The sequence below is a fragment of the Martinezella sp. CNPSo 3964 genome (assembly GCF_057784375.1).
The window spans coordinates 330,827-356,499 of the sequence record NZ_JBXSOW010000002.1; the positions used below are offsets into that span (position 1 = coordinate 330,827).

Consider the following 25,673-nt stretch of genomic DNA (forward strand, 5'->3'; position numbering starts at 1 on the left):
CCCCAGTTGCCCAGTTCATTATTGCGCTGCCGCCTCGACCTCTTCGTGGTCGGCGAGGAACCCACCGGACTGCCGGCTCCAGAGCTCGGCATAGATGCCGCCCTCCTGGACCAGCTCCTGATGCGTGCCCATCTCGATGATCCGGCCCTTATCGAGGACGACAAGGCGATCCATCTCGGTCAGTGTCGACAGGCGGTGCGCAATCGCAATCACCGTCTTGCCGTGCATCAGCGCGAAGAGGTTTTCCTGGATCGCCGCTTCCACTTCGGAATCGAGCGCCGAGGTTGCCTCGTCGAGTACCAGGATCGGTGCATCCTTCAGGAAGACGCGGGCGATCGCGATACGCTGGCGCTGGCCGCCTGACAGTTTGACACCGCGCTCGCCGACCTGCGCATCTAGCCCGGTGCGGCCATGCATATCGACTAGACCTTCGATGAAATCCCAGGCATTGGCGCGCTTGGCTGCCTGGATGATTTCCTCATCGGTCGCGTCCGGACGGCCGTAAGCGATATTGTCACGGATGGAGCGGTGCAGCAGCGACGTATCCTGTGTCACCACGCCGATCATCGAGCGAAGGCTGTCCTGCGTGACCCCCGCGATATCGTGGCCGTCGATGGTGATGCGGCCGCTCTCCAAATCGTAGAAGCGCAGCAGCAGGTTCATCAGCGTCGTCTTGCCGGCACCGGACCGGCCGACAAGGCCGACCTTTTCGCCCGCGCGGATATCGAGGCTCAGATCCTCCATGACACCCTTCGCCTTGCCGTAGTGGAAGCGAATGTGGTCGAAGCGGATCGCACCCTGCTTGGCAGCGATCGACGATGCCGCCGGCTTGTCGACGATATCGTGCGGCTTCGTCATCATCTCCATGCCGTCATAGACGGTGCCGATGTTTTCGAACAGCGCCGAGACTTCCCACATCACCCACTGCGACATGCCGTTGACGCGCATGGCAAGGCCGATGGCAATGGCGATGGAGCCGACCGAGATCGAACCGCTGAGCCAGAACCAGATCGACAATGCCGAGACGATGAACAGCGCCGCGCAGTTGTTGAAATAGACCGAGGCGTGGAACAGCGTCACCTTGCGCATCTGCTTGTGCACGGTATCGAGGAATTCCTCCATGCCGGCCTTGGCGTATTTCTCTTCTCGGCCCGCATGTGAAAACAGCTTCACCGTCGCGATGTTGGTGTAGCTGTCGACCACGCGGCCCGTCATCGTGGAGCGCGCATCGGCCTGCTGCGCGGCAATCTTGCGCAGTACCGGCACGAAATAGGCGACGATGGCGACATAGACGCCAAGCCAGACCAGGATCGGGATCATCAGCCGCCAGTCAGCCGCCGCGATGACGAGGATCATCGACAGGAAATAGGTGAACACGTAGACGAAGACGTCGAGGATCTTCATGACCGTTTCACGCACGGCAAGCGAGGTCTGCATCACCTTGGTGGCGACGCGGCCGGCGAACTCATTGGCGAAAAAGGTCATGCTGTGGCGCAGCAGGAAGCGGTGCATCTGCCAGCGCGCGATCATCGGATAGTTGCCGAGCAGCACCTGATGCATGATGAAGCTGTCGAGGATCGCCGCAGCCGGCAAGCCGATCAGCACCATTGCCCCCATCCAGAACAGCTTGTGCCATTCTGTCTGCAGGAAGGTCGCCTTATCCGCATGCGTCAGCCAGTCGACGATATCGCCGAGGAACTGGAACAGCGCGACTTCGCCGATCGCGATCGACATGGTGAGGATGCTCATGGCGATCAGCCATGGCAGCGCCGGCTTGGAATAGTGCCAGCAGAATGCGAAGAGGCCACGCGGCGGAGTATCCGGCACCTCGGTCGGAAATGGATTTAGTCGGCGTTCGAACCAGCTAAACATTGAAATGCTCCAGAGACTCGACCCTTCGACCACCCACTGCGCTGAAAGATCGCAGACTCATATGGTGGTCGGGTGATAAAACAACGAGGCCATGCCGGCCGCGCGATGACTTAAAGAAGGGGGGTACTTGCGAATACGCGCCTTGTAGCGCTCGTCAAATCCGTGGGTTCACGGCACGGAGGCGCATCATCACAAACAAGATATCCATCTGAGCCTCCTTCTTTCGCAAGTTGTAGAGCGCCCGTCTTTTAGCGCGACTTTTCCTGTTTGAAAAGCGAAATATGCCTGAAAAATGGGCTAAATCCTTCAATTCTGTTTATGGGAGGCATCACGGAAATGAAGGGCTCGCGAAAAACCGAAGACAAATCCAGGCGATTTCGTTAGTTGCAGCACATGACAAAACTGCGCATCGCCCTTTACCAGCCCGATATTCCCGGCAACACCGGCACGATCCTGCGGCTCGCCGCTTGCCTCGGCCTCGGCGTCGACATCATCGAGCCGGCCGGCTTCGACATATCCGACCGCAATCTGAAGCGTGCCGGCATGGACTATCTTGCCGCCGTCACGCTGACCAGACATGTCAGTTGGGAGCGCTTCGAGGCGTGGAGGCAAGAAAGCGGGCGACGGCTGGTGCTGGCTTCGACGAAGGCGGCACAGCGCTATACCGATTTTACCTACTGCGACGACGACATTCTTCTCTTCGGCCGTGAGAGCGCCGGCGTGCCGGACCATGTGCACGAAAGAGCGGACGGTCGTATCCTGATCCCGATGATCGAGGGCCAACGCTCCATCAATGTCGCAATGTCCGCCGCCATGATTTCAGGTGAAGCGCTGCGGCAGATAGAATGGTCGCCGCTCTCGGCCCGAGCCTGAATGTCGCACCCGAATAGCCGTTGGCACGCCGAATAAAGTGTGAGAAGCTTGGTCTTGGAATGCTCTAACTCAGGCAGCCTTGGCGAGGTGACCCATGTTCCAGACGGCATTCACGCTTTCCCTTACGCAGTTCGCACGCAGCATGAGCCTCCCCGAACGGCTCCAGCGCTCTCCCGCCCGTAACCTCGCTCTCGAAGGCCTGCGCCAGCGCAATCTTGCGCTCGATGCGCTCTTCTATGACGTCACGGTGATCACGCCGGAGGAGGCCTTCTATATCAGCGACTCCCTGGCTGCCGAAGGCGCGATCATGCTCGTTCCGCCGAGCGGTCTCGGGACGCTTACCCTCTGCGAAACCATCGATGAATTCGTCCTGCGCGGTGGCGGCGATGCCCGGGCGCTTGCGGTTGCAGGCATCGGCGGCTCGGCGCTCGGTGCCGCCGCCTTCGCCCGCAACGTGGCCGATGCGGTGGACGCGCCGGTCGCAGTCGTCGTCTCTGGCTACGGCATAGCCGATGTCATCACTGAAGCCCTCGGCGGATTGTTTTTCTTCGGGCATCTGAAAGGCCTGCGGCCCTTTCTCGAAAGCCTGGACGACCTTGCCGGCCGTCCCAAGGTCGGAGCACAGGGGAAGGCAACGGCCGCCCGCAATAGTCTCGACACGAGAACCGTGCAGGCGCTTCTCGCCGATCCCCGCCTTTCCTTCCGCCTGCTGACCGGCCATTCCAAGGGCAATCTCGTACTATCGGCCGCACTGCATAATCTCTGGAAGCAGGATGAAGGGCGGATCGCCGAACTGGCTCGACATACGAAGATCGTGACGATCGGCACGCGCATCGCCATGCCGCCTGTCTTCACCGATGTCGTCGATGTGATGGGCGAATGGGACTGGTTCGGCGAGATCAACTCCCGAGCGTTCATTCATGCCGATCGGCGCGTCGAGCACGCATGGCACCACACGAACACGGATTTGGGCGGCCACCTACCGGTAACCATCACGCTGATGGAGATCCTGGCAGCATCGCCGATCGTCGAAGATCAGAAGGCAGAAGAACATCAAGCTGCAAAGCTCGGTGCCATAGCCGAACCGCCGGCAACGCCAGAGACAAAATTCCCCTCACCTCCGGCTGGCGGCACCGCCACGATCGAGAAGGTCAAGAAAGCTTTCTCCGCAGGCCCCATGACAAGCGCTCAGCCGCCCGCATCCGGCCCGTCGGATGATCCACAATCACCCAAGCCGCATTGAGCTGGCGACACATCGCCAGCCAGCCGCGAGAAAGCGCGAAGGCACTTCTGGCCCATGACCCGTCGATGCGGATGCCATGTCGTTCGGTTTCAATCCGCCGATGGCAAGCGCCGCATGGTGAATTCGATGCGATCTCCGTCGACCTGACGCCAGCTTTCAACTTCGGTCCAGTAGGCGGCTTTCGGGAATTCATCGAACCATTCGCGCGCCTTTTCACGCGCTTCGGGGCGGCTCAGACAAAAGGTCTCGCGAACGAATTCGCTCTTTCCGCCTGCAGGGTGTTCCTGCCGGTAACGGAATATTCTGTTTCTCAACCCATCCAGGGGCGGCGGTCCAGGTATCCTCATGATAAAACCTCGCCTTTGAGAGAGGGAACATAATACCGCATTGTGAAATTTGCGAGTCGATTCTCCTGCGACGTTGCTGCACTGGCTGCGCCGCAATCTTGCTGATATTCCAACTCACGATACATACAGTGCGAATCGCGGGCCGCCGGCTGCTCGCACCGTCGGAGAGCATGAATGGAACGACCCAATCTTCCCAAGGGATTACCTGAGGATATTGAAGAAAAGAAAGAGGCAGCGCGACACTGGTTCGAAGGCCTGCGCGATACGATCTGCGCGGAATTCGAGCAGCTGGAGAACGAGCTGACTGGCCCGCTTTCCGACCAGGAACCGGGCCGTTTCATCGCCAAGGACTGGCAGAGGGACAAAGGCCAGGGCGGCGGTGGCCGCATGTCGATGATGGAAGGCCGCGTCTTCGAAAAGGTCGGCGTCCACACTTCGACCGTCTATGGCGAATTCTCTCCCGATTTTCGCAGCCAGATTCCGGGCGCCGAAGAAGATCCCCGCTTCTGGGCCTCGGGACTGTCGCTGATTGCCCATCCCGTCAATCCGAATGTGCCGACCGTACACATGAATACCCGCATGGTGGTGACGACGAGCCAATGGTTTGGCGGCGGCGCCGACCTGACGCCGGTGCTCGACCGCCGGCGCACCCAGGAAGATCCCGACAGCGCCCTCTTCCACCGTGCCATGCAGATCGTCTGCGACCGCCACGCCGTCGCCGACTACCAGCACTACAAAAGCTGGTGCGACGAATATTTCTTCCTCAAGCACCGCAATGAGCCGCGCGGAATCGGCGGCATCTTCTTCGATTGGCTGCACTCAACCGAAGAAGCCGGCGGCTGGAACGCGGATTTTGCCTTCACCCGTGACGTCGGTCGCGCCTTCGCAATGGTCTATCCACGGATCGTCCGCTCCAATTTCAACGAAGCATGGACGGAAGAGGATCGCGACGAACAATTAATTCGCCGCGGACGCTATGTAGAGTTCAATTTGCTCTACGATAGGGGTACAATATTCGGGCTGAAGACAGGCGGCAACGTGGAGTCGATCCTATCGTCCCTGCCGCCGGTGGTGCGTTGGCCCTGAGACACGTCGCGCAAAGTTGGGCGGCAACTTTGTGATCACAGTATGCGAGAAACCTCAAGCGCGGCGAACGGATCTGAAAGGTCGCGATGCGCTTGAGACGTTCAACATTAAATGATCGGACAACGCCCTGAAATCAGCGGGAGGAGTGCCTAAGTGATCTAATGCTCGTTTCAATCGGAGGAGGTTGTAATGGCAGCAGAGAAACAAGTCACGGAAGCTTCGAAAGAACAGAAACTTTCGCGCACAGTCGATAGTCCTGAGTTCATTATCCGACTGGCCGAGGATATGCGGACCCGCAGTGGGTCCGATTTACCGCTTTCCTGCTTTATAGAGCAGGTGAGGATGCAATTGGCAGGCAAATCATCAAGCGATATCGCCCGCTTCGCGGCCGATCGTTCTGCCAAGCAAGTACCCATCACCCGATATCAATCGTCGGACTGCTTCAAATCCTGGGCAATGCCGGACTGATGTCCGGAACACCGCCTCCGGCAAGCGAGAGACTTGCCGGACGGCAGAAACCTTTTCTCATCCGTTGCGTTAAGGCCTTCATGCACTTCGCATGAAGGGATGCGAAATTATTGAGAAATGAGGAGGAAGATATGCGACTGTTCGAATGTGGTACGCTCGTGCCCGGCTGCGCCTGGCATACCCGCGCCAAGGACGACTCCGAGGTGGTTCGCCGAGCCGTCGAGCACATGCGGGAAGCGCATGGCGAAACCATCATCCGCGAAAACATGGTGGACAATATCAAGGCACGGATTCGCGACGAGGCCAACGCGGCCTGATTGGCGGTTCGCCCAGTCAGTGCCGCAGATCAGGCCTCATTATCAGGCGTTGGCCAGATCCTTGAGTCGGGCGAGAAGGTTTGCTCGGCTCATCGTAAAATTCCCGTCGAGCCATTCCTGCTCGAGTTTGCCTAGAAGCTCGCCTACGCGCGGCCCGGCGCTGACACCGGCAGCGAGCGCATCTGCGCCATTGAGCGGGAAACCGGGCTTTTTCCATTTGGCAATACGTTCCAGCAATCTCCCAAGCCGCGCAACGCGAGCCATCTCCTCGAAATCATCCTCCGCCTTGGTGCGGGCAACTGCCAGCGCCAGCTTCAGGCGAACGGCCACGCCGGATGGATCATGACGATAAAGCAGGCGATCGAAGGCCGCTTCCGCGATATCATCCTTGATGATCGGCGAATTCGCCCAGGCCTGGAGATAGGCGCCTTCGGCTTTCGAGAGGCGCAGCCGCTCCGCAAGTCTGGCGAGCCTTTCCGCATCAGGCGGCACGATGGCGGCAAGACGAAGCAGAGGCTCCGCTGGCCATTTGAGGGCCTGCTCGGTGGAGACAAGCCCGGGAATGGCGTCGATCCCCCACTTCTCGGTTTCCTGCAGCACCTCGGTCAATATGCCGATCTGGCGCATCCAGAGTAGCGCCCTGCCCGGGTCCTGAGCCGCCAGCAGCTTCTTCATTTCGGACCAGACGCGCTCGGCCGAGAGTGTCGAAATCTTCGACTTCGCGGCCGCACAGGCGCGTAAGCCATCAGCATCGGGGCGGCCGCTGCCATAATAGGCGAAGAAGCGGAAGAAACGCAGGATGCGCAGGTGATCCTCGGCAATCCGTGTTGCCGCATCGCCGATGAAGCGAATATTGCGCCGCTCCAGATCGGCAAGCCCACCCACGAGATCAACGACCTCGCCATCGGCAGACGCATAGAGTGCATTGATCGTCAGGTCGCGCCGCTCGGCATCCGCCTGCCAATCCTGGCTGAAGGCGACCACGGCCCGGCGCCCGTCCGTCTCAACGTCACGTCGCAAGGTCGTGATTTCAAATGGCTTCCCGTCAATAACCAGAGTGACGGTACCATGCGCGATACCAGTCGGCACCGCCTTGATACCCGCCGCCTCGGCCCTTTCGACAACGGCTTCAGGCAACAGCGTCGTTGCGATATCGATATCGGCGACAGGCAATCCCATCAGGCTATTGCGTACGGCACCACCAACCACACGCCCCTCGCCGCCATCGGCATCGAGCAGCGCCAGCACCCGCTGCAATGCCTCATCGCGAAACCAAGCATGATCGGCAACGGACGTCATGTATAGAGCCTTTCATAAAGCGTGCGGACGATACCCGCGGTAATGCCCCAGATCATGCGCTGCCCATAGGGCATGCGATAGAAATGGCGTTCGGTGCCCTGCCAGAGCATCGTGTCGGTGACATGGTGATCGGGGTCCATCAGGAACGAGAGCGGCACCTCGAAGGCGTCCTCCACCTCGGTCGGATTAAGAGCCAGACGAAAGCCCGGCTTCACCACGGCGAGAATAGGGGTGATGCGAAAGCCGGTCGCCGCCAGATAATGCGGCAACCGCGCGACCGGCTCGATGAATATGTCGGCAAGCCCGATTTCCTCGCCCGCTTCGCGTACTGCCGCCATTTCCGGCGACGTATCCTCCGGATCGATGGCGCCGCCCGGAAAGGCGATCTGGCCGGAATGCTTGCGCAGCGTCGATGTCCTGAGCGTGAAGATCACCTTGGCATCGTCGCCGCTGTCGACAACGGGCACGAGCACGGCGGCATCCTTCAGCTTCAAGTCCGCCACCTGCGATATGGTCTCGGGATTGAGGATGTGATCGCCATGGTCACGCCATGCAAGCTCCACCGGCGCTCCGCTCTGATGGAGGGCGCGACGGCGGAACTCGTCCGCGGAATAAAGAGGGAATTCATTCATCGAGTGAGCGCATCCAGTTCGGCAACCGGCATGACGGGGAAGATAGAGCTGCCGGAACGCACGCAGAAGATCTCGCGGCCGGCAATCTCAACGGGTTCACCCAGTTCGACGAGATCATACATGACCGCACGCGTCACCAGGGCCTCCAGGCGCCCGCGGACATGCAGATAGGGCTTCAGCTCATCGTTCTCGCCACGAATGACGAAACGGATCGGATGATCCCTGCCCGCCTCGACGACATCGCCGACATTGGTACGGAATGTCAGGACGCGCTTGCCGTCGCGCTCCGTCACGCTCATCTCGACAGCCACGAAGGGCGCATCGACGACACGGATGCCGACCTTTTCCACAGGCGTGACGAGATAGGTCTTTTCGTCGGCGTCCTTGCGCAGAACTGTGGAAAACAGCCGCACCAGCGGCGCGCGGCCGATCGGCGTCCCGAGATAGAACCAGGTGCCGTCTGCTCGGATCTCCATGTCGATATCGCCGCAGAACGGTGGATTCCAGCGATCGACGGGCGGCAACCCCTTCTTGGAGGCGCCGCTATCGCTGGCCGCGCGCGAAATCAGCGCCGCGAGGCTTGCGGCGTCGCCCGTTGACCTGATTTCCTCGGTTGCCATTCTTCTGTCCCGGTTGGTCGTTAGTCAGGAATATGACAGTTCTCACGAGATAGTCATTTGAAACGTGCTTGTCAGCTATCTTGCTGGCGATAAGTTGTATTGATTATGAGGGAAATGTGTAACGTCTGCGAATCGCGCGCACCGTTTTCTGCCATTGGAGACTCAAATGGGCATGATCAAATCGACCGAAACGAGCCTCGACGAACAGGCCATCATCGCATCTGCCGAAAAGGCGCTCAGCGATATAGCCCGCGTCCGCGAAGAGGTAGCGAAGGTCATTTTCGGCCAGGAAAGCGTCGTGGAGAACACGCTGCTCGCGGTGCTCGCCGGCGGTCATGCCTTGCTGGTCGGCGTGCCGGGTCTCGCGAAGACGAAGCTCGTCACCACGCTCGGTGCGGTCCTCGGCCTTGCCTCCAATCGCGTACAGTTCACGCCGGACCTGATGCCCTCGGATATTCTCGGCTCCGAAGTGATGGACCAGGATGAGACCGGCCGTCGCTCGTTCCGTTTTGTGAAAGGCCCGGTCTTCGCGCAGTTGCTGATGGCCGACGAAATCAACCGCGCCTCACCACGCACGCAATCGGCCCTGCTGCAGTCCATGCAGGAATATCACGTCACCATCGCCGGCCAGCGCTACGACCTGCCCGCTCCGTTCCACGTTCTCGCAACCCAGAACCCGCTGGAACAGGAAGGCACCTATCCGCTGCCGGAAGCCCAGCTCGACCGCTTCCTGCTGCAGGTCGACGTCGATTATCCGGAACTTGCCGACGAGCGCCGCATCCTGCTCGAAACCACGGGTCTGAGCGAAGCGACGCCGCAAGCGGTCATCGATGCCGAGCGCCTTCTGGAAATCCAGCAGCTCATCCGCCAGATGCCCGTCAGCGACGGCGTCGTCGACGCGATCCTGTCCCTGGTGCGTTCCGCCCGCCCCGGCCAGGGCAACGCCTCGACGGACAAGCACGTCGCCTGGGGTCCAGGCCCGCGCGCCGGCCAGGCGATGATGCTCTGCGCCCGCGCCCGCGCCCTCTATGAAGGCCGGCTCGCGCCGTCGATCGACGATGTTCACGCGCTTGCCGAGCCAGTACTGGAACACCGCATGGCGCTGACTTTCGCAGCCCGCGCCGAAGGCATGTCCGTGCGCGATGTCATTGCAGGGCTGGTCAAGCAGTCGAAGTCGTGACCCGGATGTCGAGGAGAGTATAGCGCGTGGCATCCATCGGACAGACCGTCAGACCGACCTCAGGCAATGATGCCCTCTCCCGAGCCCGTAGTCGTGCCGCCCTCGTGCCGGATTGCCTCGTCGAAGCCAAGCGCATCGCCAACACGGTCATTGCCGGATGGCACGGCCGCCGCAAGCGCGGCATCGGCGAGAATTTCTGGCAATTCCGCCCCTATACCGAAGGCGAGAGCCTGTCGCGCATCGACTGGCGCCGCTCTGCCCGCGACGATCATACCTATATCCGCGATCATGAATGGGAAGCCGCGCACACGATCTGGCTCTGGGCCGATCTGTCGCCATCCATGATGTATAAATCGACTTATGGCCATGCCTCCAAGGAAGGCCGCGCGCTTGTCATCATGCTGGCGCTGGCGGAAATCCTGTCCCGCTCGGGGGAGCGCATCGGCTGCCCCGGCGTCATGGAACCGGTATCGACCCGCAACGCAGCCGAACGTCTCGCCGCCGCCCTCATGCACACGCCGCTCGAAGGCGGCCTGCCACAGACGGCGATGATCCGCGGCTGGAGCGATATCGTGCTGATTGGCGATTTTCTTGATGATGCCGACAGCGTCATGGGCAGGATCGGACCACTGGCCCGCCGGGGGCTACGCGGTCATGTGATCGAAATTGCCGACCCCGCCGAAGAACTCTTTCCCTATAGCGGACGCACCGAATTCAGCGATCCCGAAACGGGCTCGAAGCTGATCGCCGGCCGCGCGGAAAACCTGCGGGACGACTATCAGCGCGCCTATCTCGCCCGCCGCGAAAATCTCGGCCAGTCGCTGCGCCATCTCGGCTGGACCTTCGTCAGCCACCGCACCGACCGGCTGGCTTCGGAAGCGCTGGTCGCCGTGCACATGTATCTCTCAGGCATGCCTGCCAGGGTCGCGTCCGGAGGGCAGCCATGAGCGGTCTTTCCTTCGCCTTCGCATCGCCGGCCATTCTCGCGGCGCTCATTCTGCTCCCGGCGATCTGGTGGCTGCTGCGATTGACCCCGCCGCAGCCGCGGACGGAAGTCTTCCCGCCGCTCCGCATCCTGGCGAGCATCCTGAAGCGCGAGGAAACGCCGGCGCGAAGCCCCTGGTGGCTGACGCTGCTGCGCATGCTGCTAGCCGCGCTGGTCATTCTCGCCATTGCCAATCCGATGTTCAACCCGCGCACCAACACGCTGTCGAGCAGCGGTCCGCTGGTGCTGATGATCGACAATAGCTGGGCGAGCGTCTCTGACTGGGAGCGCCGGGTGCGCACCGCCGACGCGCTGATCGACGATGCCGACGCCAAGGGGATTCCGGTCTCTATCGCCTTCACCGCCGAACAGGGCAATGACGCGACACCGGGCGCGGCAACATCGGCCCGCGACAAGCTGCATGCGATGAACCCGAGGCCGCTGGTGCCGGATCGTGGGCGCGCTGCGGATGCCATGAAGGCGGCACTCAACGGCAGCAAGCCCGGCACGGTCGCCTTCATCTCCGATGGCATCGAGAGCAAGGACAACGACGATATTATCAGCCGGCTCGCCGCTCTGCAGCCAAGCGAGCTGCGGCTGATCGAAGGCAATGGCCAGGACATTGTCGCGCTCACCGGCGCTGCCAATACCGCCAGCAACATGACCGTCACGGCAACGCGGCTGAACGGCACCGGCCCGATGCGCCTTGGCCTGACCGCGCAGGACAATCAAGGACGGCCGCTTGCCGCCGGTTCGCTTGACTTCGCGGGCGGGCAGACGGTTGCGACCGGTTCGATAGCCGCCCCTTTCGAAATGCGCAATGATTTCGCCCGCATCAGCGTAGACCGCCAGGCAAGCGCCGGCAGCGTCTATCTGCTCGACGATGGTTTCCGCCGCCGCCGCGTGGCGCTCCTCTCCGGTCAGGCCGCGGACGAATTCCAGCCGATCCTGTCGCCGCTCTACTATATCCAGCGCGCGCTTCAGCCTTATGCCGACCTGACGCAGCCAAACAGCGCCGATCTGGCAAGATCGATTCCCGAACTGCTCGCCGGCAATCCCTCGGTCATCATCATGGCCGATGTCGGCCGCCTGCCGCAGGAAACCTATGCGCCGCTGGAGAAGTGGATCCAGAATGGCGGCACGCTCGTCCGCTTCGCCGGACCACGCCTGGCGGGCGCACCTGCCGATGACCCCTTGGTTCCCGTGACGTTGCGGCAGGGCGAGCGCACCTTCGGCGGCGCCCTTTCCTGGGCCGAGCCACAACCGCTCGCCGATTTCCCGTCCTTCGGCCCCTTCGCCGGCATGCCGAAGCCGAAGGATGTGCTGATCAAGCGGCAGGTCCTGGCCGAGCCGACGCCGGATCTGGCCGAGCGCACCTGGGCAAGCCTTGCCGACGGCACGCCGCTGGTGACCGAAAAGCAGATGCAGGCCGGCCGCATCGTGCTCTTCCATGTCAGCGCCGAGCCACAATGGTCCGATCTGCCCATATCGGGTGATTTCGTCGAAATGCTGCGCCGGATCGTGCAGCTATCGCGTGCCGGCGGCGTCGCCTCGGCGGAAGGGGCTGCAGCGAAGGCCAGTGAAGCCATGCCGCCTTTTCGGCTTTTGACCGCCAAGGGCGTGCTCACCAGCGAGATCGGCAGCGCCCGCCCGCTGGAGCCGCGCAGCAATGGAGCCGCAGTCGCCAGCTTCGACAACCCGCCCGGCCTCTATGGCTCCGAAGAGGGCTTCAGCGCGCTCAACACCTTGCCGAGCGGCACAGCACTCAAGCCGCTGGATGCTTCCGCAGCCGGTGCGGTCGCACACGAGGGCCTTATCGGCGGCGAAGCATGGTCGGCAAAGCCGATTCTCTTCACCCTCGCCTTCCTCATCCTGCTGGCCGACAGCATCATCGTGTTGTTCATGAACGGCGCCTTCCCACGCCTGGGCAGATCAGCCAAGACGATTGCGGGCGGCGCAGCGATGCTGATGCTGGCCGCCTCGCTTGCCGTGTTCCTTCATCCGACAGGTGCGTCCGCCGACGATTCCAAACCGGGCGATGACGCCATCTTCTCGCGGTTGGACAAGACACATCTTGCCTATGTCGTCACTGGCGAAACGGACGTCGATCACGTTTCGGAACGCGGGCTTGCCGGCCTATCCGACTACCTCACCTATCGCACGACGCTCGAGCCCGGCCCGCCGGTGGGCGTGGATCCTGCCAAGGATGAGCTTGCCTTTTACCCACTGATCTACTGGCCGATTTCCGCAACCGCGCCGATGCCGTCCAGCGACGCCATCAACCGCATCGATGCCTATATGCGCAATGGCGGCACCGTGCTCTTCGACACGCGCGACGCGATCGACACGATGGGCGACACTTCGTCGCCGAGCCCGAATGGTCAGCGCCTGCAGCAGATTCTCGCCAATCTCGATATCCCTCCCCTGGAGCCGGTGCCGGCCGGGCATGTGCTGACCAAATCCTTTTACCTGCTGTCAAGCTTCCCCGGCCGCTATGCCGACAGCCCGCTCTGGGTGGAGGCGCGTCAGGATGCGCGTCGCGACGCAAATGCCGTCGCCACGTCCGATGGCGTGACGCCGATCATGATCACGGGCAATGATTTTGCTGGCGCCTGGGCCGTGGATGACAATGGTTCGCCGCTGCTGCCGACCGTGCCCTCGGACGAGACCCAACGCGAATATGCCTACCGCACGGGCGTCAACATCATGATGTACATGCTGACCGGAAACTATAAGTCCGATCAGGTCCACGTTCCCGATATCCTGCAGCGCTTGGGGCAATAATATGAATATCGGTTTTGCCCCTTTCCTTCCTTGGCCCGTGCTTGCCGCTTTGGCGGTGCTGACGCTCGCCATCGCGACGCTTGCCATCTACAGGCGCCTGCGCGGCGGCTGGATTCGTGCCTTGGCGGGCATAGCCTTGCTGACGGCACTCGCCAATCCGGTGCTGATGCAGGAGGATCGCGATCCGCTGACGACGATCGTTCCTGTCGTCGTCGATCGCAGCCTCAGCCAGCAGACGCCTGAACGCGCTAAGATGACGGATCAAGCCCTGGCAATGCTCAAGGATCGGCTCGCGCAATTCCCGCGCATCGAGCCCCGCATCGTCGAGTTCCGCGATCCCGCGGAATCGGATTCGCCGTCGACACGGCTTTTCTCTGCCCTCTCCTCCGCCATCGCGGACGTGCCGCCAGCCCGCATCGGCGGCGCCATCTTCCTGACCGACGGCCAGATTCACGATATCCCCGGCGTCAATCAGCAGCTCGGTTTCGACGCGCCGATCCACGGGCTGATCACGGGGAAGCCGGATGAATTCGACCGCCGCATCGAGATCGTGCGCGCGCCTCGCTTCGGTATCGTCAACGATGAACAACAGCTCGTCTTCCGGGTCGTCGATGATGGCAAGAGCCCGGGCGGCACCGCAGCGGTGACGGTCAAGATGAATGGCGACGAGATCGCAAGCCTGCAGGCAACGCCCGGTCAGGACACCCCCTTCAGCTTCAAGGTGCCCCGCGCCGGCAACAACGTTCTCGAATTCGCCGTCGCCGAGGTGCCGGGCGAAGTCACGGCCATCAATAATCAAACGGTCCAGTTGATCGAAGGCATACGCCAGAACATGCGCGTCCTCCTTGTTTCGGGTGAACCGCATGCCGGCGAGCGCGCCTGGCGCAATCTTCTGAAATCGGACGCATCCGTCGATCTCGTGCATTTCACCATCCTGCGCCCGCCGGACAAGCAGGACGGCACGCCGATCAACGAACTGTCGCTGATCGCCTTCCCGACACGCGAGCTTTTCGTCGACAAGATCAGCTCGTTCGACCTGATCATCTTCGATCGCTATCAGGACCGTCAGAACGTCCTGCCGACGATCTATTATGATTACATGGCGCAGTATGTCGAAAACGGCGGCGCTCTGCTGGTCGCGGCCGGTCCCGAACATGCCGGCGGTAGCTCAATCGCGTTGACGCCGCTTGCCTCGGTGCTGCCAGCGGAGCCGACCGGTCAGATGATTGAAAAGGCCTTTTATCCGCGCCTCTCGGATCAGGGCAAAAAGCACCCTGTGACACGCGGCCTGGATGGTTCCGACACCGAGCCGCCGCATTGGGGCCGCTGGTTCCGCAGTGTCGATGTCGAGAAGCCGCAAGGCCAGACCGTGATGGTCGGCGCCAACAATAGTCCGCTGCTGGTGCTGAACCGCGTCGGTCAGGGCCGTGTCGCCATGCTGCTCTCGGATGAAGGCTGGCTGTGGGCGCGCGGCTTCGAGGGCGGCGGCCCGCATGTGTCACTCTACCGCCGTATTGCCCACTGGCTGCTGAAGGAGCCGGCGCTGGAAGAAGAAGCCCTGACCGCGAATGCCGCCGGACGCACACTGCAGGTGACGCGCCAGACGATCGGCGACGATCCCGGCCCGGTCACGATCAAAACGCCATCGGGCCAGAGCGAGACCTTACCGCTGAAGCAGACGCAACCGGGTCTCTATCAGGCCGAGAAACATATGAATGAGATCGGCCTCTACCAGATCGCCAACGGCAATCTGTCGACACTGGTTCATATCGGCGCCATCGACGCTCCGGAATTCAAGGCGATGATCTCGACCACCGAGACGCTGAAGCCGCTGGCACAGAAGACCAAGGGTCTCGTAACTCGCGTTGCCGGCACTAACGGCAGCGTCGTGGTGCCGCAGGTCCTGCCGGTGCGCGGTGCCGTGCGTGTCGCCGATGGGCAGCGCCTGACAATCCGCATGACTGACGAAACCGTGCTGAAGGGGATCAATACCCTGCCGCTCTTTGCGGGCTTTGCCGGCGTCGCCGCCCTCCTCTTTGCCTTCTCCGCCACATGGTGGCGCGAAGGACGGTGAATATGATGAAGATCGAAGTGACCGATACACCATCGGAAAGCGAACTCGCGGCCATCAGCGCAGGCTTGACGGCTTTCAACACCGAAGACGTCGGCCCGTCCGGTCGGCAATCCCTCGCGGTTTTGATCTGCGACGATGCCGGCAAAACCATAGGCGGCATCTCCGGCTACACCGCTTGGGGATGGCTGTTTACGCAATGGCTCTTCGTGCCGGAAACCCTGCGTGGCCAAGGCATGGCCGGAAAGCTGCTGGATGCGGCGGAAACGGAGGCAAGCACGCGCGGCTGCTTCGGTGCCTGGATCGATACTTTCAACCCCCAGGCGTTGAAAGCCTATCAGCGGCAAGGCTATGTGGTCTTCGGCGAACTGCCGGATTTCCCAGTCGGTCGAAGCCGTTTCTTTCTGCAGAAGAAGTTGTCGCCCCGCTGAAATTCAAGCGGGGCAATCTTTCGGTGATAGCGCCTTAGAGCAATTCCAGGAAAAGTGCGCAGCGGTTTTGCGTTTCCGCGAAACCGCTCTAGACGGCAATCGCGGTGAGCTGCACGACATCGTCCAGATCGTCGTCTTCGGCTTCGCTCGCCGAAGCGGAATCATCGCGCCAGATGATCGAACCGTGCAGCCGCGCATGCGTATCCCCGGCAATCGGCACGACCAGCACCCGGTTGGGATCGACGGGGCCTGGGAAAGTCAGCGCGTTATAGGCGACCTTCTCGAAACCGAGCGGGCAATAATAAGGCGGGTCGCCGATGAGGATGACGGCTTCCGATCCCTTGCGCTTGGCAGCAGCCACCGCGATCCGCACGAGCTCGCGGCCTATGCCCTTGTTCTTGTGCGAGGGGCGTACCGCAAGCGGGCCGAGCAGATGTCCCTTGACCGATCCGGCCAGCACCGGCGTCATCCGCACGGAGGCGATCGTCTCGCCGTCGTCGGCGCAGATGAAGGACAGCGACCGATCATGCGGCCCCTGTTCGCGAATACGAGCAGCGGCGCGGGTAAACCGCCCCGGACCGAAAGCTTCTTCGTTGATGAGTTCGATAGCAGCGTCGTGCGACGCATCCTCGGTGAGGTAGACCAGATCGTGCTTGTACATTAGCCCAAGAAAACCAGATAGACGGACGATATTATTCCCGAAAGCGCTCATCGAGCGTTCAAGATCATCGGCGTCGTCGCAGGCTTCTGGTTACTTTCATGCCAAGGGGTCCTTAAAGTGTGAAAAGCCGGATAGCAGGAAATATTCGGCGCGTCCAATGCAAAATGCATCCTGCCATCTATTGATGCACGATCATGTCCGCATCATGTCTATTCCAGCGCCGGTGCCAAGGGGTGAGCCTTCCGCAACGGATGCAACGCAGTGTTCATCATTTGCCGCCTCGAAATCCGGCCGGCATGCCGTATGTTCACAACCAGTTTTCGCCAGCACCTCCGAAAGGATCGAGCAATGGGCATATTGGTAGACGGCGTCTGGCATGACGTCTGGTACGACACCAAAGAGACGAAGGGCCATTTCAAGCGCGCCGCGTCGCAATTTCGAAACTGGGTGACTGCAGATGGCAGCCCCGGCCCGACTGGTACGGGCGGCTTCAAGGCGGAGGCCGGACGCTACCATCTTTACGTCTCGCTCGCCTGCCCCTGGGCGCATCGGACTCTCATCTTCCGCAAGCTGAAGAAGCTCGAGGATCTGATCTCGGTCTCGATCGTCGATCCGCTGATGCTGGAAAATGGTTGGGAGCTCAACGGGAAGGACGGCGGCACCAGCGACCATCTTTTCGGTGCCAAGGCGCTCTGGGAAATCTACGTCAAGGCCGATCCGCATTATTCCGGCCGAGTGACCGTTCCGGTTCTATGGGACAAGCAGACCGGCACGATCGTCAGCAACGAATCCGCCGAAATCATCCGCATGTTCAATACCGCCTTCGATGGCCTGACCGGCTCAAAGGCCGATTTTTATCCCGCCGACCTTCGCGGCGAGATCGATGCTCTGAATGAACGCATCTACGACACGGTCAACAACGGCGTCTACAAGGCGGGCTTTGCCACGACGCAGGAAGCCTATGCGGAAAATGCACTTCGAGTCTTCGAAACCCTCGATATGCTGGACGACCGGCTGGCGACGCAACGTTACCTGCTTGGAGATCGGCTGACGGAGGCCGACTGGCGCCTGTTCACGACGCTCGTCCGCTTCGACGCGGTCTATGTCGGCCATTTCAAATGCAACATCCGCCGCATCGCCGACTATGCCAACCTCTCGGCCTATCTCGGGGATCTCTATCAGATCGCCGGCGTTGCCGAGACGGTCGATATCGAGCACATCAAGAAACACTACTATGGCAGCCACAAGACCATCAATCCCACGGGGATTGTGCCGGCCGGCCCCAAACTCGACTTCGATCGCCCGCATGGCCGGGAGCAGCTGGCAAAGGCGGCTTGATCCAGAGGCCAGCAGCTACCAATAGCTGGAGGGAGCCTCCGCTCCTTCCAGCTCTCTAAGCCGACGGTAAGTTGCTTTCGTCGTACCCGGCGGCAACGCATCGATCGCGAAGAACCCGCTCTCGACGATTTCACGGTCCGGCTTGCGCGGGCTGGTTTGCGTGACCTCGACTCGGAAGAAAACCACATGGTCGCGCCTGCTGGTGCGATTGTTGAAATAGACGTGGAAGAGCTGCGGCTTGCCCGAGATCACCAGATTGCCCTCCTCGCGCAGCTCCTTTTCGAGCGCCTGCTCCACCGTCTCATGGCGTTCGACGCCGCCGCCGGGCATGTGCCAGCCAGCGATATAGGAATGCCGCACCAGAAAAATCCGCCCTTCGCGATCGAAGCAGGCAGCGCGCACACCGATTGTCATGCTGCGGGTCAGCACGAAATAGACATGCAGCGCGCGACCGAACAAACGCACGGCTAAACTTTGCCTTTCATCGCGTCGGTTGTCTTCGCTCATGCCTGAACCCCGGCATCTCGATCTGCAATCGGGCTGGGGATGTATTTGTTTTGACAATAGAGTGGGCTATGTCTCATCCCATGTTCAAGCTCGCGCATATTTCCGATGTTCATCTTGGTCCGCTGCCACGTCTTTCGATCAGAGAACTCGCCTCCAAACGCATTACCGGATTTGTGAACTGGCACCGGAACCGGCGCAAGCATCTTTTTGGCGATACGCTCGACCTGCTTCTTGACGACATCAGGGCGAAACAGGCCGATCATCTGGCCGTAACTGGCGATCTCGTCAATCTTGCAAGCGGCATGGAGATCCAGACAGCAGCCGAATGGTTGAAGACCGTCGGCGATCCCCTCCACACCTCAGTCGTACCCGGCAATCACGATGCCTATGTGCCCGGCGCCTACGAAAAGGCCATGCGCTCCTGGTATCCGTATGTCAAAGGCGATCGTGCGCCCGCCGAATGGCAGGAAGACCAGCGCATTTTTCCCTATCTGCGTATCCGCGGGCAGGTCGCGCTTGTGGGATGCTCCACAGCCGTCGCCACCCCGCCCTTTGCTGCAAGCGGCTTCTACTCCTCGCGCCAGGCGCGCGAGACGGTGAACATCCTGCGTGCAGCCGGGAATGCCGGGCTCTTTCGCGTCGTCATGATCCATCACCCGCCGATTCGGGGTGCAACCAGCTTCTACAAGCGGATGATCGGCATTCGCCGTTTTGCAGCCGTCATCTCGACCGGCGGCGCCGAACTTGTCCTACATGGCCATACACACCTCAACACCTTGCATTGGCTGCGCGGCCACATGGGTGCAGTTCCCGTCGTCGGGATCGCCTCCGCATCGCAAGGCGTCGGTGGATTGAAGCCGCGCGCTGCCTATAATCTCTTCACCATCGCCGGCCGTCCTGGGGCCTGGGAACTGAAGGCGGAACGCTACAGCCTCAACGATAATGGCAGCGGCGTCGATCCCGAAGGCTTCGATATTTTGGCGACATGATGAGCCTTTTAGCGTCGCGGTCCGCATCGTTTCGATAGCGTTTTCTAAGATACGGAGCTACAATCGAACCGTTGAAATCCCGAGGTGCGGGACGGATTTTGAGGTCGTGACAGGGAGCGCCGCATGTCGGCTTTCGGGGCTTGTATCCAGCCTGGTTGCTGCATCTCGGAAGGCTTGGGCCAGCATCGGGACAGTGCAGCTCGATACATTGTGGGATCACCGCGGTAAGAATGACAGTCAAACGCGCAGGCGCTTTTTGAAGACTTGCGAAACGGCACAGAAATGGTTCATACCAACACAGGACGATTATTCCGCTCGCATCACCTTTCTTACGGGGAAGGCTGCCCATCGCGGAAGCAAATTGTCGATGTAACAACCTCCAACGCCTTCCTGGAACGATCATGCCAACGCCGGTAGCAGCCATTGATATCAGACGCGATCTGGTCGGCCTTCTTCCGAAGCTTCGCCGCTTTGCCGTGACGCTGACCGGTGATCTGGCAGAGGCAGACGAGCTTGTCCAAAACGTCTGTCAGCGCGGCATAGCCAAGTTCCATCTCTGGAACAGCGGCGGCAAGTTGGAAAGCTGGCTCTATACCATGGCCCGGCACCAATGGGTCGACGAAACACGACGTCACAAGCTGCGCCCGGCTGCAAAGGGCAACGCACTGGAACAGGGTGAGCCGGTATCCGGCACCCATTTAAATCTTGTAGAAGCCGGTGAAGCGCATCGCCTCGTCACATCTTTGCCAGAAGGACTTGCCAGTGTCTTCCTGCTGGTCGATGTCGAGGGGCACAGCTACAAGCAGGCCGCCGACGTCCTCGGCATCCCTTTGTCGGCAGTGATGTCAAGGCTCTCCAGCGCACGCCTTTACCTTGCCTCCCAGGGTCATAGTCGCTCGCCTCGAAGGTTTTAAGCATTGCAAGACATGAAGAAAACGCCGCTCGAAGTCCGCTTGTCCGCCTTCATAGATGGTGAGATGAGCCGCGAAGAAAAGGAAGAGCTGGAAAAGCTCATTGCTTCCGACGCGGATGCACGGCGTATTTTCGATGAGCTGAAGCACGGCTCCGATGTCGGCCGCAAGGCTTTCGAAGAGGTTCTGAAGGAGCCGGTGCCGTTGGCGCTCGTTCGCTCCATCAAGAGTGCGCAGCCTCCGAAGACCCGGGACCCCTCTCCGCGCCTTACCCGGCAATCATTGAAGCTCGCGCCTACGGGCAAGCAATCGCTGGCCGCTGCCCTCATCCTGTTCGCCGTCGGCGGCGGCATCGGTTATCTTTTCGGCATGCAGCCAGCCGACGTCCCGGCAAGTCCTCCGGCGATCCCGACACAGGTTATGACGCGCAACTGGCTGGATGATATCGCCGCCTATCACCGCATCTATTCGCGCCAGCCGCAGCATATGGTTGAACTTCAGGCAAGCCAGCTGGACGAGATCGCCAAATGGCTGGCGAGCACGGTCGGGGTCAAATTCAATTTTCCGGACCTTGCCCCCGATGGCCTCGTCTTCCAGGGCGCGCGTATGTTCATCGCAGGCGGCAAGCCGGTCGGCCAGCTGATCTACAAGAATCTCGACGGCGATGTCGTCGCCATCTGCTTTACCAAGACGGACGGCGTTGCCGACGATGATTTCAGCGAAACCATCAAGGACGATATCAGCATCGTATCCTGGCATCGCAACGGCGCGACCTATGCGATCGTCGGCCCCTCCTCGGATGCGATGCTCGACCAGATCGCCAACCGGGTATCCTCGGAAATCTGACAGGTCTTCCATGCGCTTTGCCGCTTGCGGCTACCAGCCGGTCGATGGATAATGGGCGGTGGCAATCGCACGAGTCCGATATTCTTGCTGGAGTTTCGACATGTCCGACGTTCTGCTGACCATTCCGGAAATCGACCGGCGTATCGCGGCGATAAGGGAAAATCTTCGCGAACTGATCGAGCAGGCAGCAGCCTTTTCCGGCGCCGCCGACGAAGAGCGGACGTCTGAACGGATAGCCGAGCAGGAAGAGGAGCTCGAGCGTCTGACGAAGCAGCGCGATGCGCTTGCCAAGGGCAAAGCCTGAGCAAAATACACCGTTAAGACACACATCGTCGGACGACCTCGACGCGGGCCGCGTAAGCACAGACGGCGCTCGCCCCCTATGTCGAACGATCATGGTAGAATTGCCTGCTGACATCGGCGCCTGTACACGCTATAGAGGTTGCAGCGACCAATGAGGAGAGCACTCTGATGAAAAATCACGGCACAGGAAACCACCGCTGAAAAGCAGTGCCGTGAAGGGCTGCTTAATCGGCCCGACCATCAGATTGCTATCATTCGCCCGTGGAGGGCACTCATGTTTCGTCGCTTCGAAGAGCTTGCCGATCCATTTCAGGATCATGACGAGCCGCAACCATCATCAAAGACCTGGCGCTATCTCCTAATCAATCTTCGCCCGTTTCGCACAGTCATGGCGATGAGCCTCGGCTTGACTGTAATCGGCGCCATCATCGAGATTTGGCTCATCGGCTATTCCAGCCGGCTGGTAGATAATCTTGCGGCAGCCCGGCGGGAGGATTTTTGGGCATCCGAGGGGTTGAGCCTGCTCGCTGCAGCAGCCCTCGTCCTGATCGGCCGGCCGCTCGCCGGCTATCTCCGCGAAAGCCTGGATGACATCGCATTCCGACCCAATGCCGAGACCCTGTTCCGCTGGCGGGCTCACCGTCATGTCCTTCGACAATCAGTCGGCTGGTTTCGTCAGGATTTTTCCGGGCGCATCGCCAGCCAGGTGCGCGACATAGGTACGGCAGCGACTGGTGCGGCCTATCAGGTCCTGCACACGCTCTCCTTTGTCGCGATTTATGTAGCCGGCTCACTCTGGCTGATGGCCGCGATCGACCCGCGCCTCATCTGGCCGCTGGCGGTCTGGCTCCTCTGCTATCTCGGCCTGATGGCCTATGTCATCCCTCGCCTTCAGAAAGCTTCCGCGCAATACCAGGGAGCCTATGCCGAACTGACGGGCATGCTGGTGGACCGTTATGCCAACATCGACCTCATCAAGCTCTTCGCCGATGCAAAGGCGGAAGACGGGGAAGCCCGTCGTCGTTTCTCTCAAACGCGCGAAACATTCGTTCGAGTGCAGAAGCTCGAAGTACTTGTTAACTCGAGCATGCTGTTCCTCGGCAGCTTCCTGATCGTCGCGCTCGTCGGCTATGCGGTCGTGCTGTGGCAGTCCGGCGGCGCACCGCTGGGGCTGATCGCGGCATCCCTGGCACTGAGCTTTCGCATAACCGGCATGGCCGAATGGATGCTGGATGCCGTTTCCTCGCTCTTTGCCCATCTCGGCGCCATGCGGCAATCACTGTTGACCGTCTCGCAGCCACTTGCGATTACCGACGCGCCTGACGCAACGCCGCTTGCCGTCACCAACGGCGAGATCGTCTTCCGGCAGGTCACGCATCACTACGGCAAGGGGGATGGCGGGCTGGACGACGTTTCGCTTCGAATTGCAGCCGGCCAAAAAGTCGGCCTCGTCGGTCGCTCCGGCACCGGCAAATCGACCCTGGTCAACCTGCTGCTACGCTTCTTCGATCCAGAGGCAGGCATCATTGAAATCGACGGGCAGGATATTCGCCGAGTGACGCAGGACAGCCTGCGCCGGCAGATTGCCGTGGTCGGCCAGGAGGCGTCGCTTCTTCACCGCTCCATTCGCGATAATATCGCCCATGGCAATCCCCGCTTTTCGGAGGATGCGATTCTCGCTGCGGCCGAGAAGGCTGCCGCAAGCGACTTCATCGCAAAATTGCGGGATCAGGAGGGACGCACGGGCCTCGATGCCCATGCCGGCGAACGTGGCGTCCAGCTTTCCGGCGGCCAGAGGCAACGCGTGGCGATCGCCCGTGCCATCCTCAAGGGCGCTCCGATCCTGGTGCTCGATGAGGCAACCTCGGCCCTCGATTCGGAAGTCGAAGCTGAAATCCAGGATACGCTTTACGGCATCATGGAAGACAAGACCGTGATCGCCGTCGCACATCGCCTGTCGACCATCGCGCGCATGGACCGCATCGTCGTGCTCGACCACGGCCGCATCGTCGAGGACGGCACACATGCGGAGCTGATCGCCCGAAACGGTATCTACGCGACGCTCTGGTCGCATCAATCCGGCGGATTCATCGAAGACGACGAGCCGGCAGCCGACTGACGCGCAACAAAAAGCCCCCTCGACAATCGAGGGAGCTTTTCAAATCAGAGCTGCAGCTAAACTTGAGCCTTATGCTGCCTTGATGGCAAGCACCCGGTTCGCCGCCGAAACGATCGCTTCTAGAGATGCGGCAACGATATTGGTGTTGATGCCGGCGCCGAAGAGCTTGCCGCCCGGATAGGAGACCTCGACATAGGAGATCGCCGCGGCATTGGAGCCGTGCTGGAGCGAGTGCTCGGAATAATCCTCCACCGACATCGGCACGCCGAGATAGATCGAGAGCGCGTTGATAAAGCCGTCAATCGGGCCGTTGCCCCTGCCCTCGATGCGCTTTACCTCGCCCTTATCGGTGATCTCTGCCGCGACGATGCGCTGCCCCTTGTGCTCGGGATCGGCGAAGGTGTGGTGATCGACGAAGCGGATCCGCGCGTCCGGCTGCGTCACATAACGCTCGATGAAATGCTCGTAGATGCGCTTGGAGGGCAATTCCTTGCCTTCCTCGTCGGTGATGCGCTGGATTTCCTCACGATATTCCACCTGGAGATTGCGCGGCAGGTTCAGGCCGTAATCCTGCTGCATGATGTAGGCGATGCCGCCCTTGCCGGACTGTGAGTTGATGCGGATGATCGCCTCATAGGTGCGGCCGACATCCTGCGGGTCGATCGGCAGATAGGGCACTTCCCAGACCGGATCATTGGCGACCTTGGCGGCCTTCATGCCCTTGTTGATCGCATCCTGATGCGAGCCGGAGAAAGCGGTGTAGACCAGCTCGCCGACATAAGGGTGACGCTCGCCGATCGCCATCTGGTTGGAATATTCGAAGACTTCCTTCATGCGCTCGATATTCGAGCAATCCAGCTCCGGATCGACGCCCTGCGTGAACATGTTCAGCGCCATGGTGACGACGTCGACATTGCCGGTACGCTCGCCATTGCCGAACAGCGTGCCTTCGACGCGATCGGCGCCGGCCATCAGCGCCAGTTCAGCGGCAGCAATGCCCGTACCACGGTCGTTGTGCGGATGCAGGGAGATGATCAGGTTTTCTCTGTTATCGAGATTGCGGCACATCCATTCGATCTGGTCGGCATAGATGTTCGGCGTTGCCATTTCGACGGTCGATGGCAGGTTGATGATCAGCTTGTTATCAGGCGTCGGCTTCATGACGTCGATGACGGCGTTGCAGATCTCCAGAGCAACATCCAGCTCGGTGCCGGTGAAGCTCTCCGGCGAATATTCGAAGCGATAGCCACCACCGGCCTTGGCGGCCATGTCGCTGATCATCTTGGCCGCATCGACGGCGATCTGCTTGATGCCCTGCACATCCTTGGCAAACACCACGCGGCGCTGCAATTCGCTGGTGGAATTGTAGAAATGCACGATCGGCTTATTGGCGCCTTCCAGCGCTTCAAAGGTGCGGGTGATCAATTCCGGGCGGCACTGGACGAGAACCTGCAGCGATACGTCGGCGGGCACATTGCCCTGCTCGATGCACCAGCGGGCAAAGTCAAAGTCGGTCTGCGAAGCCGAGGGGAAGCCGATCTCGATTTCCTTGAAGCCCATGTCCAGCAGCAGCTGGAACATGCGCGCCTTGCGATCGTGGCCCATCGGATCGACGAGCGCCTGGTTGCCGTCACGCAAGTCCACCGAACACCAGACCGGCGCCTTGGTGATGACCTTGGACGGCCAGGTCCGGTCGGGAATGTTGATCTGGGGATAGGCGCGGTATTTCACCGTCGCTTCGGGCATGCCTTTGGGGGAATGGCTGTTCGCGTCCATGGTCTCGTCTCTTCC

General features: G+C 60.8%; 24 protein-coding genes. 16 read left to right on the top strand and 8 right to left on the bottom strand.

The features are described 5' to 3' along the window. Nucleotides 1-18: 18 nt before the first annotated feature. Nucleotides 19-1,872, bottom strand: a complete 1,854-nt coding sequence (locus AC13Q5_RS08230; protein WP_075851099.1) for an ABC transporter ATP-binding protein — start codon at nt 1,870-1,872, stop codon at nt 19-21. Between the two features lie 393 nt (nt 1,873-2,265). Between AC13Q5_RS08230 and AC13Q5_RS08235 the strand changes: the two genes are divergently transcribed. Both AC13Q5_RS08235 and AC13Q5_RS08240 read left to right on the top strand, forming a co-directional pair. After that, complete coding sequence (locus tag AC13Q5_RS08235; RefSeq protein WP_075851100.1) at nt 2,266-2,745, top strand: tRNA (cytidine(34)-2'-O)-methyltransferase; 480 nt, start codon at nt 2,266-2,268, stop codon at nt 2,743-2,745. A 94-nt stretch (nt 2,746-2,839) separates the two neighbouring features. After that, nucleotides 2,840-3,988, top strand: coding sequence for a hypothetical protein (locus AC13Q5_RS08240; protein WP_488501387.1), 1,149 nt, complete (start codon nt 2,840-2,842; stop codon nt 3,986-3,988). 89 nt (nt 3,989-4,077) lie between these two features. Here the strand turns inward: AC13Q5_RS08240 and AC13Q5_RS08245 are convergent, their stop codons facing one another. Beyond that, nucleotides 4,078-4,335, bottom strand: coding sequence for a hypothetical protein (locus AC13Q5_RS08245; RefSeq protein WP_083961260.1), 258 nt, complete (start codon nt 4,333-4,335; stop codon nt 4,078-4,080). A 174-nt stretch (nt 4,336-4,509) separates the two neighbouring features. Here AC13Q5_RS08245 and hemF point away from each other — a divergent pair, with 174 nt between their 5' ends. The 3 genes from hemF to AC13Q5_RS08260 all read left to right on the top strand — a co-directional run bounded on the left by hemF (nt 4,510) and on the right by AC13Q5_RS08260 (nt 6,206). Further along, complete coding sequence (gene hemF / locus AC13Q5_RS08250) at nt 4,510-5,421, top strand: oxygen-dependent coproporphyrinogen oxidase (protein ID WP_075851102.1); 912 nt, start codon at nt 4,510-4,512, stop codon at nt 5,419-5,421. A gap of 189 nt (nt 5,422-5,610) precedes the next feature. Beyond that, nucleotides 5,611-5,889, top strand: a complete 279-nt coding sequence (locus tag AC13Q5_RS08255; RefSeq protein WP_488501388.1) for a hypothetical protein — start codon at nt 5,611-5,613, stop codon at nt 5,887-5,889. A gap of 131 nt (nt 5,890-6,020) precedes the next feature. Further along, nucleotides 6,021-6,206: a DUF1059 domain-containing protein gene (locus AC13Q5_RS08260; protein WP_488501389.1), complete on the top strand. Its 186-nt coding sequence runs from the start codon at nt 6,021-6,023 to the stop codon at nt 6,204-6,206. Between the two features lie 42 nt (nt 6,207-6,248). Here the strand turns inward: AC13Q5_RS08260 and AC13Q5_RS08265 are convergent, their stop codons facing one another. From AC13Q5_RS08265 to AC13Q5_RS08275, 3 genes are read right to left on the bottom strand one after another with little or no spacing between them, the layout of a single operon-like run. Then, complete coding sequence (locus AC13Q5_RS08265; protein ID WP_488501390.1) at nt 6,249-7,505, bottom strand: CCA tRNA nucleotidyltransferase; 1,257 nt, start codon at nt 7,503-7,505, stop codon at nt 6,249-6,251. Then, nucleotides 7,502-8,137, bottom strand: a complete 636-nt coding sequence (locus tag AC13Q5_RS08270; protein ID WP_488501391.1) for an NUDIX hydrolase — start codon at nt 8,135-8,137, stop codon at nt 7,502-7,504. The genes AC13Q5_RS08265 and AC13Q5_RS08270 overlap by 4 nt, the downstream gene beginning before the upstream one ends. Continuing rightward, nucleotides 8,134-8,757 (bottom strand): DUF1285 domain-containing protein, encoded by a 624-nt coding sequence (locus tag AC13Q5_RS08275; protein WP_457888854.1) that lies wholly within the window; start codon nt 8,755-8,757, stop codon nt 8,134-8,136. The genes AC13Q5_RS08270 and AC13Q5_RS08275 overlap by 4 nt, the downstream gene beginning before the upstream one ends. Before the next feature lie 166 nt (nt 8,758-8,923). On the opposite strand from AC13Q5_RS08275, the gene AC13Q5_RS08280 reads away from it, so the two are divergent. From AC13Q5_RS08280 to AC13Q5_RS08300, 5 genes are read left to right on the top strand one after another with little or no spacing between them, the layout of a single operon-like run. Next, a complete protein-coding gene (locus AC13Q5_RS08280) occupies nt 8,924-9,937 on the top strand; it encodes an AAA family ATPase (RefSeq protein WP_488501392.1) in 1,014 nt (337 codons plus the stop codon). A gap of 26 nt (nt 9,938-9,963) precedes the next feature. Continuing rightward, nucleotides 9,964-10,884 carry a DUF58 domain-containing protein gene (locus AC13Q5_RS08285; protein ID WP_075851109.1) on the top strand — a complete coding sequence of 307 codons (921 nt, stop codon included), beginning with the start codon at nt 9,964-9,966 and terminating at the stop codon, nt 10,882-10,884. After that, nucleotides 10,881-13,706, top strand: coding sequence for a DUF4159 domain-containing protein (locus AC13Q5_RS08290; protein ID WP_488501393.1), 2,826 nt, complete (start codon nt 10,881-10,883; stop codon nt 13,704-13,706). Before AC13Q5_RS08285 ends, AC13Q5_RS08290 begins: the two co-directional genes overlap by 4 nt. A 1-nt stretch (nt 13,707) precedes the next feature. Beyond that, complete coding sequence (locus tag AC13Q5_RS08295) at nt 13,708-15,780, top strand: hypothetical protein (RefSeq protein ID WP_488501394.1); 2,073 nt, start codon at nt 13,708-13,710, stop codon at nt 15,778-15,780. Between the two features lie 2 nt (nt 15,781-15,782). Next, a complete protein-coding gene (locus tag AC13Q5_RS08300) occupies nt 15,783-16,208 on the top strand; it encodes a GNAT family N-acetyltransferase (RefSeq protein ID WP_488501395.1) in 426 nt (141 codons plus the stop codon). Nucleotides 16,209-16,296: 88 nt separating this feature from the next. On the opposite strand, the gene AC13Q5_RS08305 is transcribed toward AC13Q5_RS08300, so the two are convergent. Next, entirely contained in the window at nt 16,297-16,869 is a 573-nt protein-coding gene (locus AC13Q5_RS08305) for a GNAT family N-acetyltransferase (RefSeq protein ID WP_488501396.1), read from the bottom strand. A 348-nt stretch (nt 16,870-17,217) separates the two neighbouring features. On the opposite strand from AC13Q5_RS08305, the gene AC13Q5_RS08310 reads away from it, so the two are divergent. Next, nucleotides 17,218-18,207 carry a glutathione S-transferase family protein gene (locus tag AC13Q5_RS08310; protein ID WP_488501397.1) on the top strand — a complete coding sequence of 330 codons (990 nt, stop codon included), beginning with the start codon at nt 17,218-17,220 and terminating at the stop codon, nt 18,205-18,207. A gap of 15 nt (nt 18,208-18,222) precedes the next feature. Here the strand turns inward: AC13Q5_RS08310 and AC13Q5_RS08315 are convergent, their stop codons facing one another. After that, nucleotides 18,223-18,714 carry an NUDIX domain-containing protein gene (locus tag AC13Q5_RS08315; RefSeq protein WP_488501398.1) on the bottom strand — a complete coding sequence of 164 codons (492 nt, stop codon included), beginning with the start codon at nt 18,712-18,714 and terminating at the stop codon, nt 18,223-18,225. A 50-nt stretch (nt 18,715-18,764) separates the two neighbouring features. Between AC13Q5_RS08315 and AC13Q5_RS08320 the strand changes: the two genes are divergently transcribed. The 5 genes from AC13Q5_RS08320 (at nt 18,765) to AC13Q5_RS08340 (ending at nt 23,882) form a co-directional block, all read left to right on the top strand. Further along, nucleotides 18,765-19,703, top strand: coding sequence for a metallophosphoesterase family protein (locus tag AC13Q5_RS08320; protein WP_488501399.1), 939 nt, complete (start codon nt 18,765-18,767; stop codon nt 19,701-19,703). A gap of 401 nt (nt 19,704-20,104) precedes the next feature. Further along, nucleotides 20,105-20,617 carry an RNA polymerase sigma factor gene (locus AC13Q5_RS08325; RefSeq protein ID WP_075851117.1) on the top strand — a complete coding sequence of 171 codons (513 nt, stop codon included), beginning with the start codon at nt 20,105-20,107 and terminating at the stop codon, nt 20,615-20,617. 3 nt (nt 20,618-20,620) lie between these two features. Continuing rightward, nucleotides 20,621-21,460, top strand: a complete 840-nt coding sequence (locus AC13Q5_RS08330; protein WP_488501400.1) for an anti-sigma factor family protein — start codon at nt 20,621-20,623, stop codon at nt 21,458-21,460. 100 nt (nt 21,461-21,560) lie between these two features. Continuing rightward, on the top strand, nt 21,561-21,764 hold the full coding sequence (locus tag AC13Q5_RS08335) for a hypothetical protein (RefSeq protein WP_075851119.1): 204 nt from the start codon (nt 21,561-21,563) through the stop codon (nt 21,762-21,764). A gap of 273 nt (nt 21,765-22,037) precedes the next feature. After that, on the top strand, nt 22,038-23,882 hold the full coding sequence (locus AC13Q5_RS08340) for an ABC transporter ATP-binding protein (protein ID WP_488501401.1): 1,845 nt from the start codon (nt 22,038-22,040) through the stop codon (nt 23,880-23,882). A 69-nt stretch (nt 23,883-23,951) separates the two neighbouring features. Here the strand turns inward: AC13Q5_RS08340 and leuA are convergent, their stop codons facing one another. Next, a complete protein-coding gene (gene leuA, locus AC13Q5_RS08345; RefSeq protein WP_488501402.1) occupies nt 23,952-25,658 on the bottom strand; it encodes a 2-isopropylmalate synthase in 1,707 nt (568 codons plus the stop codon). Nucleotides 25,659-25,673 lie beyond the last annotated feature (15 nt).

Coding starts and splice junctions, on each gene's coding strand:
- AC13Q5_RS08230 (WP_075851099.1), bottom strand. CDS start 1,872: ATGTTTAGCTGGTTCGAACGCCGACTAAATCCATTTCCGACCGAGGTG.
- AC13Q5_RS08235 (WP_075851100.1), top strand. CDS start 2,266: ATGACAAAACTGCGCATCGCCCTTTACCAGCCCGATATTCCCGGCAAC.
- AC13Q5_RS08240 (WP_488501387.1), top strand. CDS start 2,840: ATGTTCCAGACGGCATTCACGCTTTCCCTTACGCAGTTCGCACGCAGC.
- AC13Q5_RS08245 (WP_083961260.1), bottom strand. CDS start 4,335: ATGAGGATACCTGGACCGCCGCCCCTGGATGGGTTGAGAAACAGAATA.
- hemF (WP_075851102.1), top strand. CDS start 4,510: ATGGAACGACCCAATCTTCCCAAGGGATTACCTGAGGATATTGAAGAA.
- AC13Q5_RS08255 (WP_488501388.1), top strand. CDS start 5,611: ATGGCAGCAGAGAAACAAGTCACGGAAGCTTCGAAAGAACAGAAACTT.
- AC13Q5_RS08260 (WP_488501389.1), top strand. CDS start 6,021: ATGCGACTGTTCGAATGTGGTACGCTCGTGCCCGGCTGCGCCTGGCAT.
- AC13Q5_RS08265 (WP_488501390.1), bottom strand. CDS start 7,505: ATGACGTCCGTTGCCGATCATGCTTGGTTTCGCGATGAGGCATTGCAG.
- AC13Q5_RS08270 (WP_488501391.1), bottom strand. CDS start 8,137: ATGAATGAATTCCCTCTTTATTCCGCGGACGAGTTCCGCCGTCGCGCC.
- AC13Q5_RS08275 (WP_457888854.1), bottom strand. CDS start 8,757: ATGGCAACCGAGGAAATCAGGTCAACGGGCGACGCCGCAAGCCTCGCG.
- AC13Q5_RS08280 (WP_488501392.1), top strand. CDS start 8,924: ATGGGCATGATCAAATCGACCGAAACGAGCCTCGACGAACAGGCCATC.
- AC13Q5_RS08290 (WP_488501393.1), top strand. CDS start 10,881: ATGAGCGGTCTTTCCTTCGCCTTCGCATCGCCGGCCATTCTCGCGGCG.
- AC13Q5_RS08295 (WP_488501394.1), top strand. CDS start 13,708: ATGAATATCGGTTTTGCCCCTTTCCTTCCTTGGCCCGTGCTTGCCGCT.
- AC13Q5_RS08300 (WP_488501395.1), top strand. CDS start 15,783: ATGATGAAGATCGAAGTGACCGATACACCATCGGAAAGCGAACTCGCG.
- AC13Q5_RS08305 (WP_488501396.1), bottom strand. CDS start 16,869: ATGTACAAGCACGATCTGGTCTACCTCACCGAGGATGCGTCGCACGAC.
- AC13Q5_RS08310 (WP_488501397.1), top strand. CDS start 17,218: ATGGGCATATTGGTAGACGGCGTCTGGCATGACGTCTGGTACGACACC.
- AC13Q5_RS08315 (WP_488501398.1), bottom strand. CDS start 18,714: ATGAGCGAAGACAACCGACGCGATGAAAGGCAAAGTTTAGCCGTGCGT.
- AC13Q5_RS08325 (WP_075851117.1), top strand. CDS start 20,105: ATGCCAACGCCGGTAGCAGCCATTGATATCAGACGCGATCTGGTCGGC.
- AC13Q5_RS08335 (WP_075851119.1), top strand. CDS start 21,561: ATGTCCGACGTTCTGCTGACCATTCCGGAAATCGACCGGCGTATCGCG.
- AC13Q5_RS08340 (WP_488501401.1), top strand. CDS start 22,038: ATGTTTCGTCGCTTCGAAGAGCTTGCCGATCCATTTCAGGATCATGAC.
- leuA (WP_488501402.1), bottom strand. CDS start 25,658: ATGGACGCGAACAGCCATTCCCCCAAAGGCATGCCCGAAGCGACGGTG.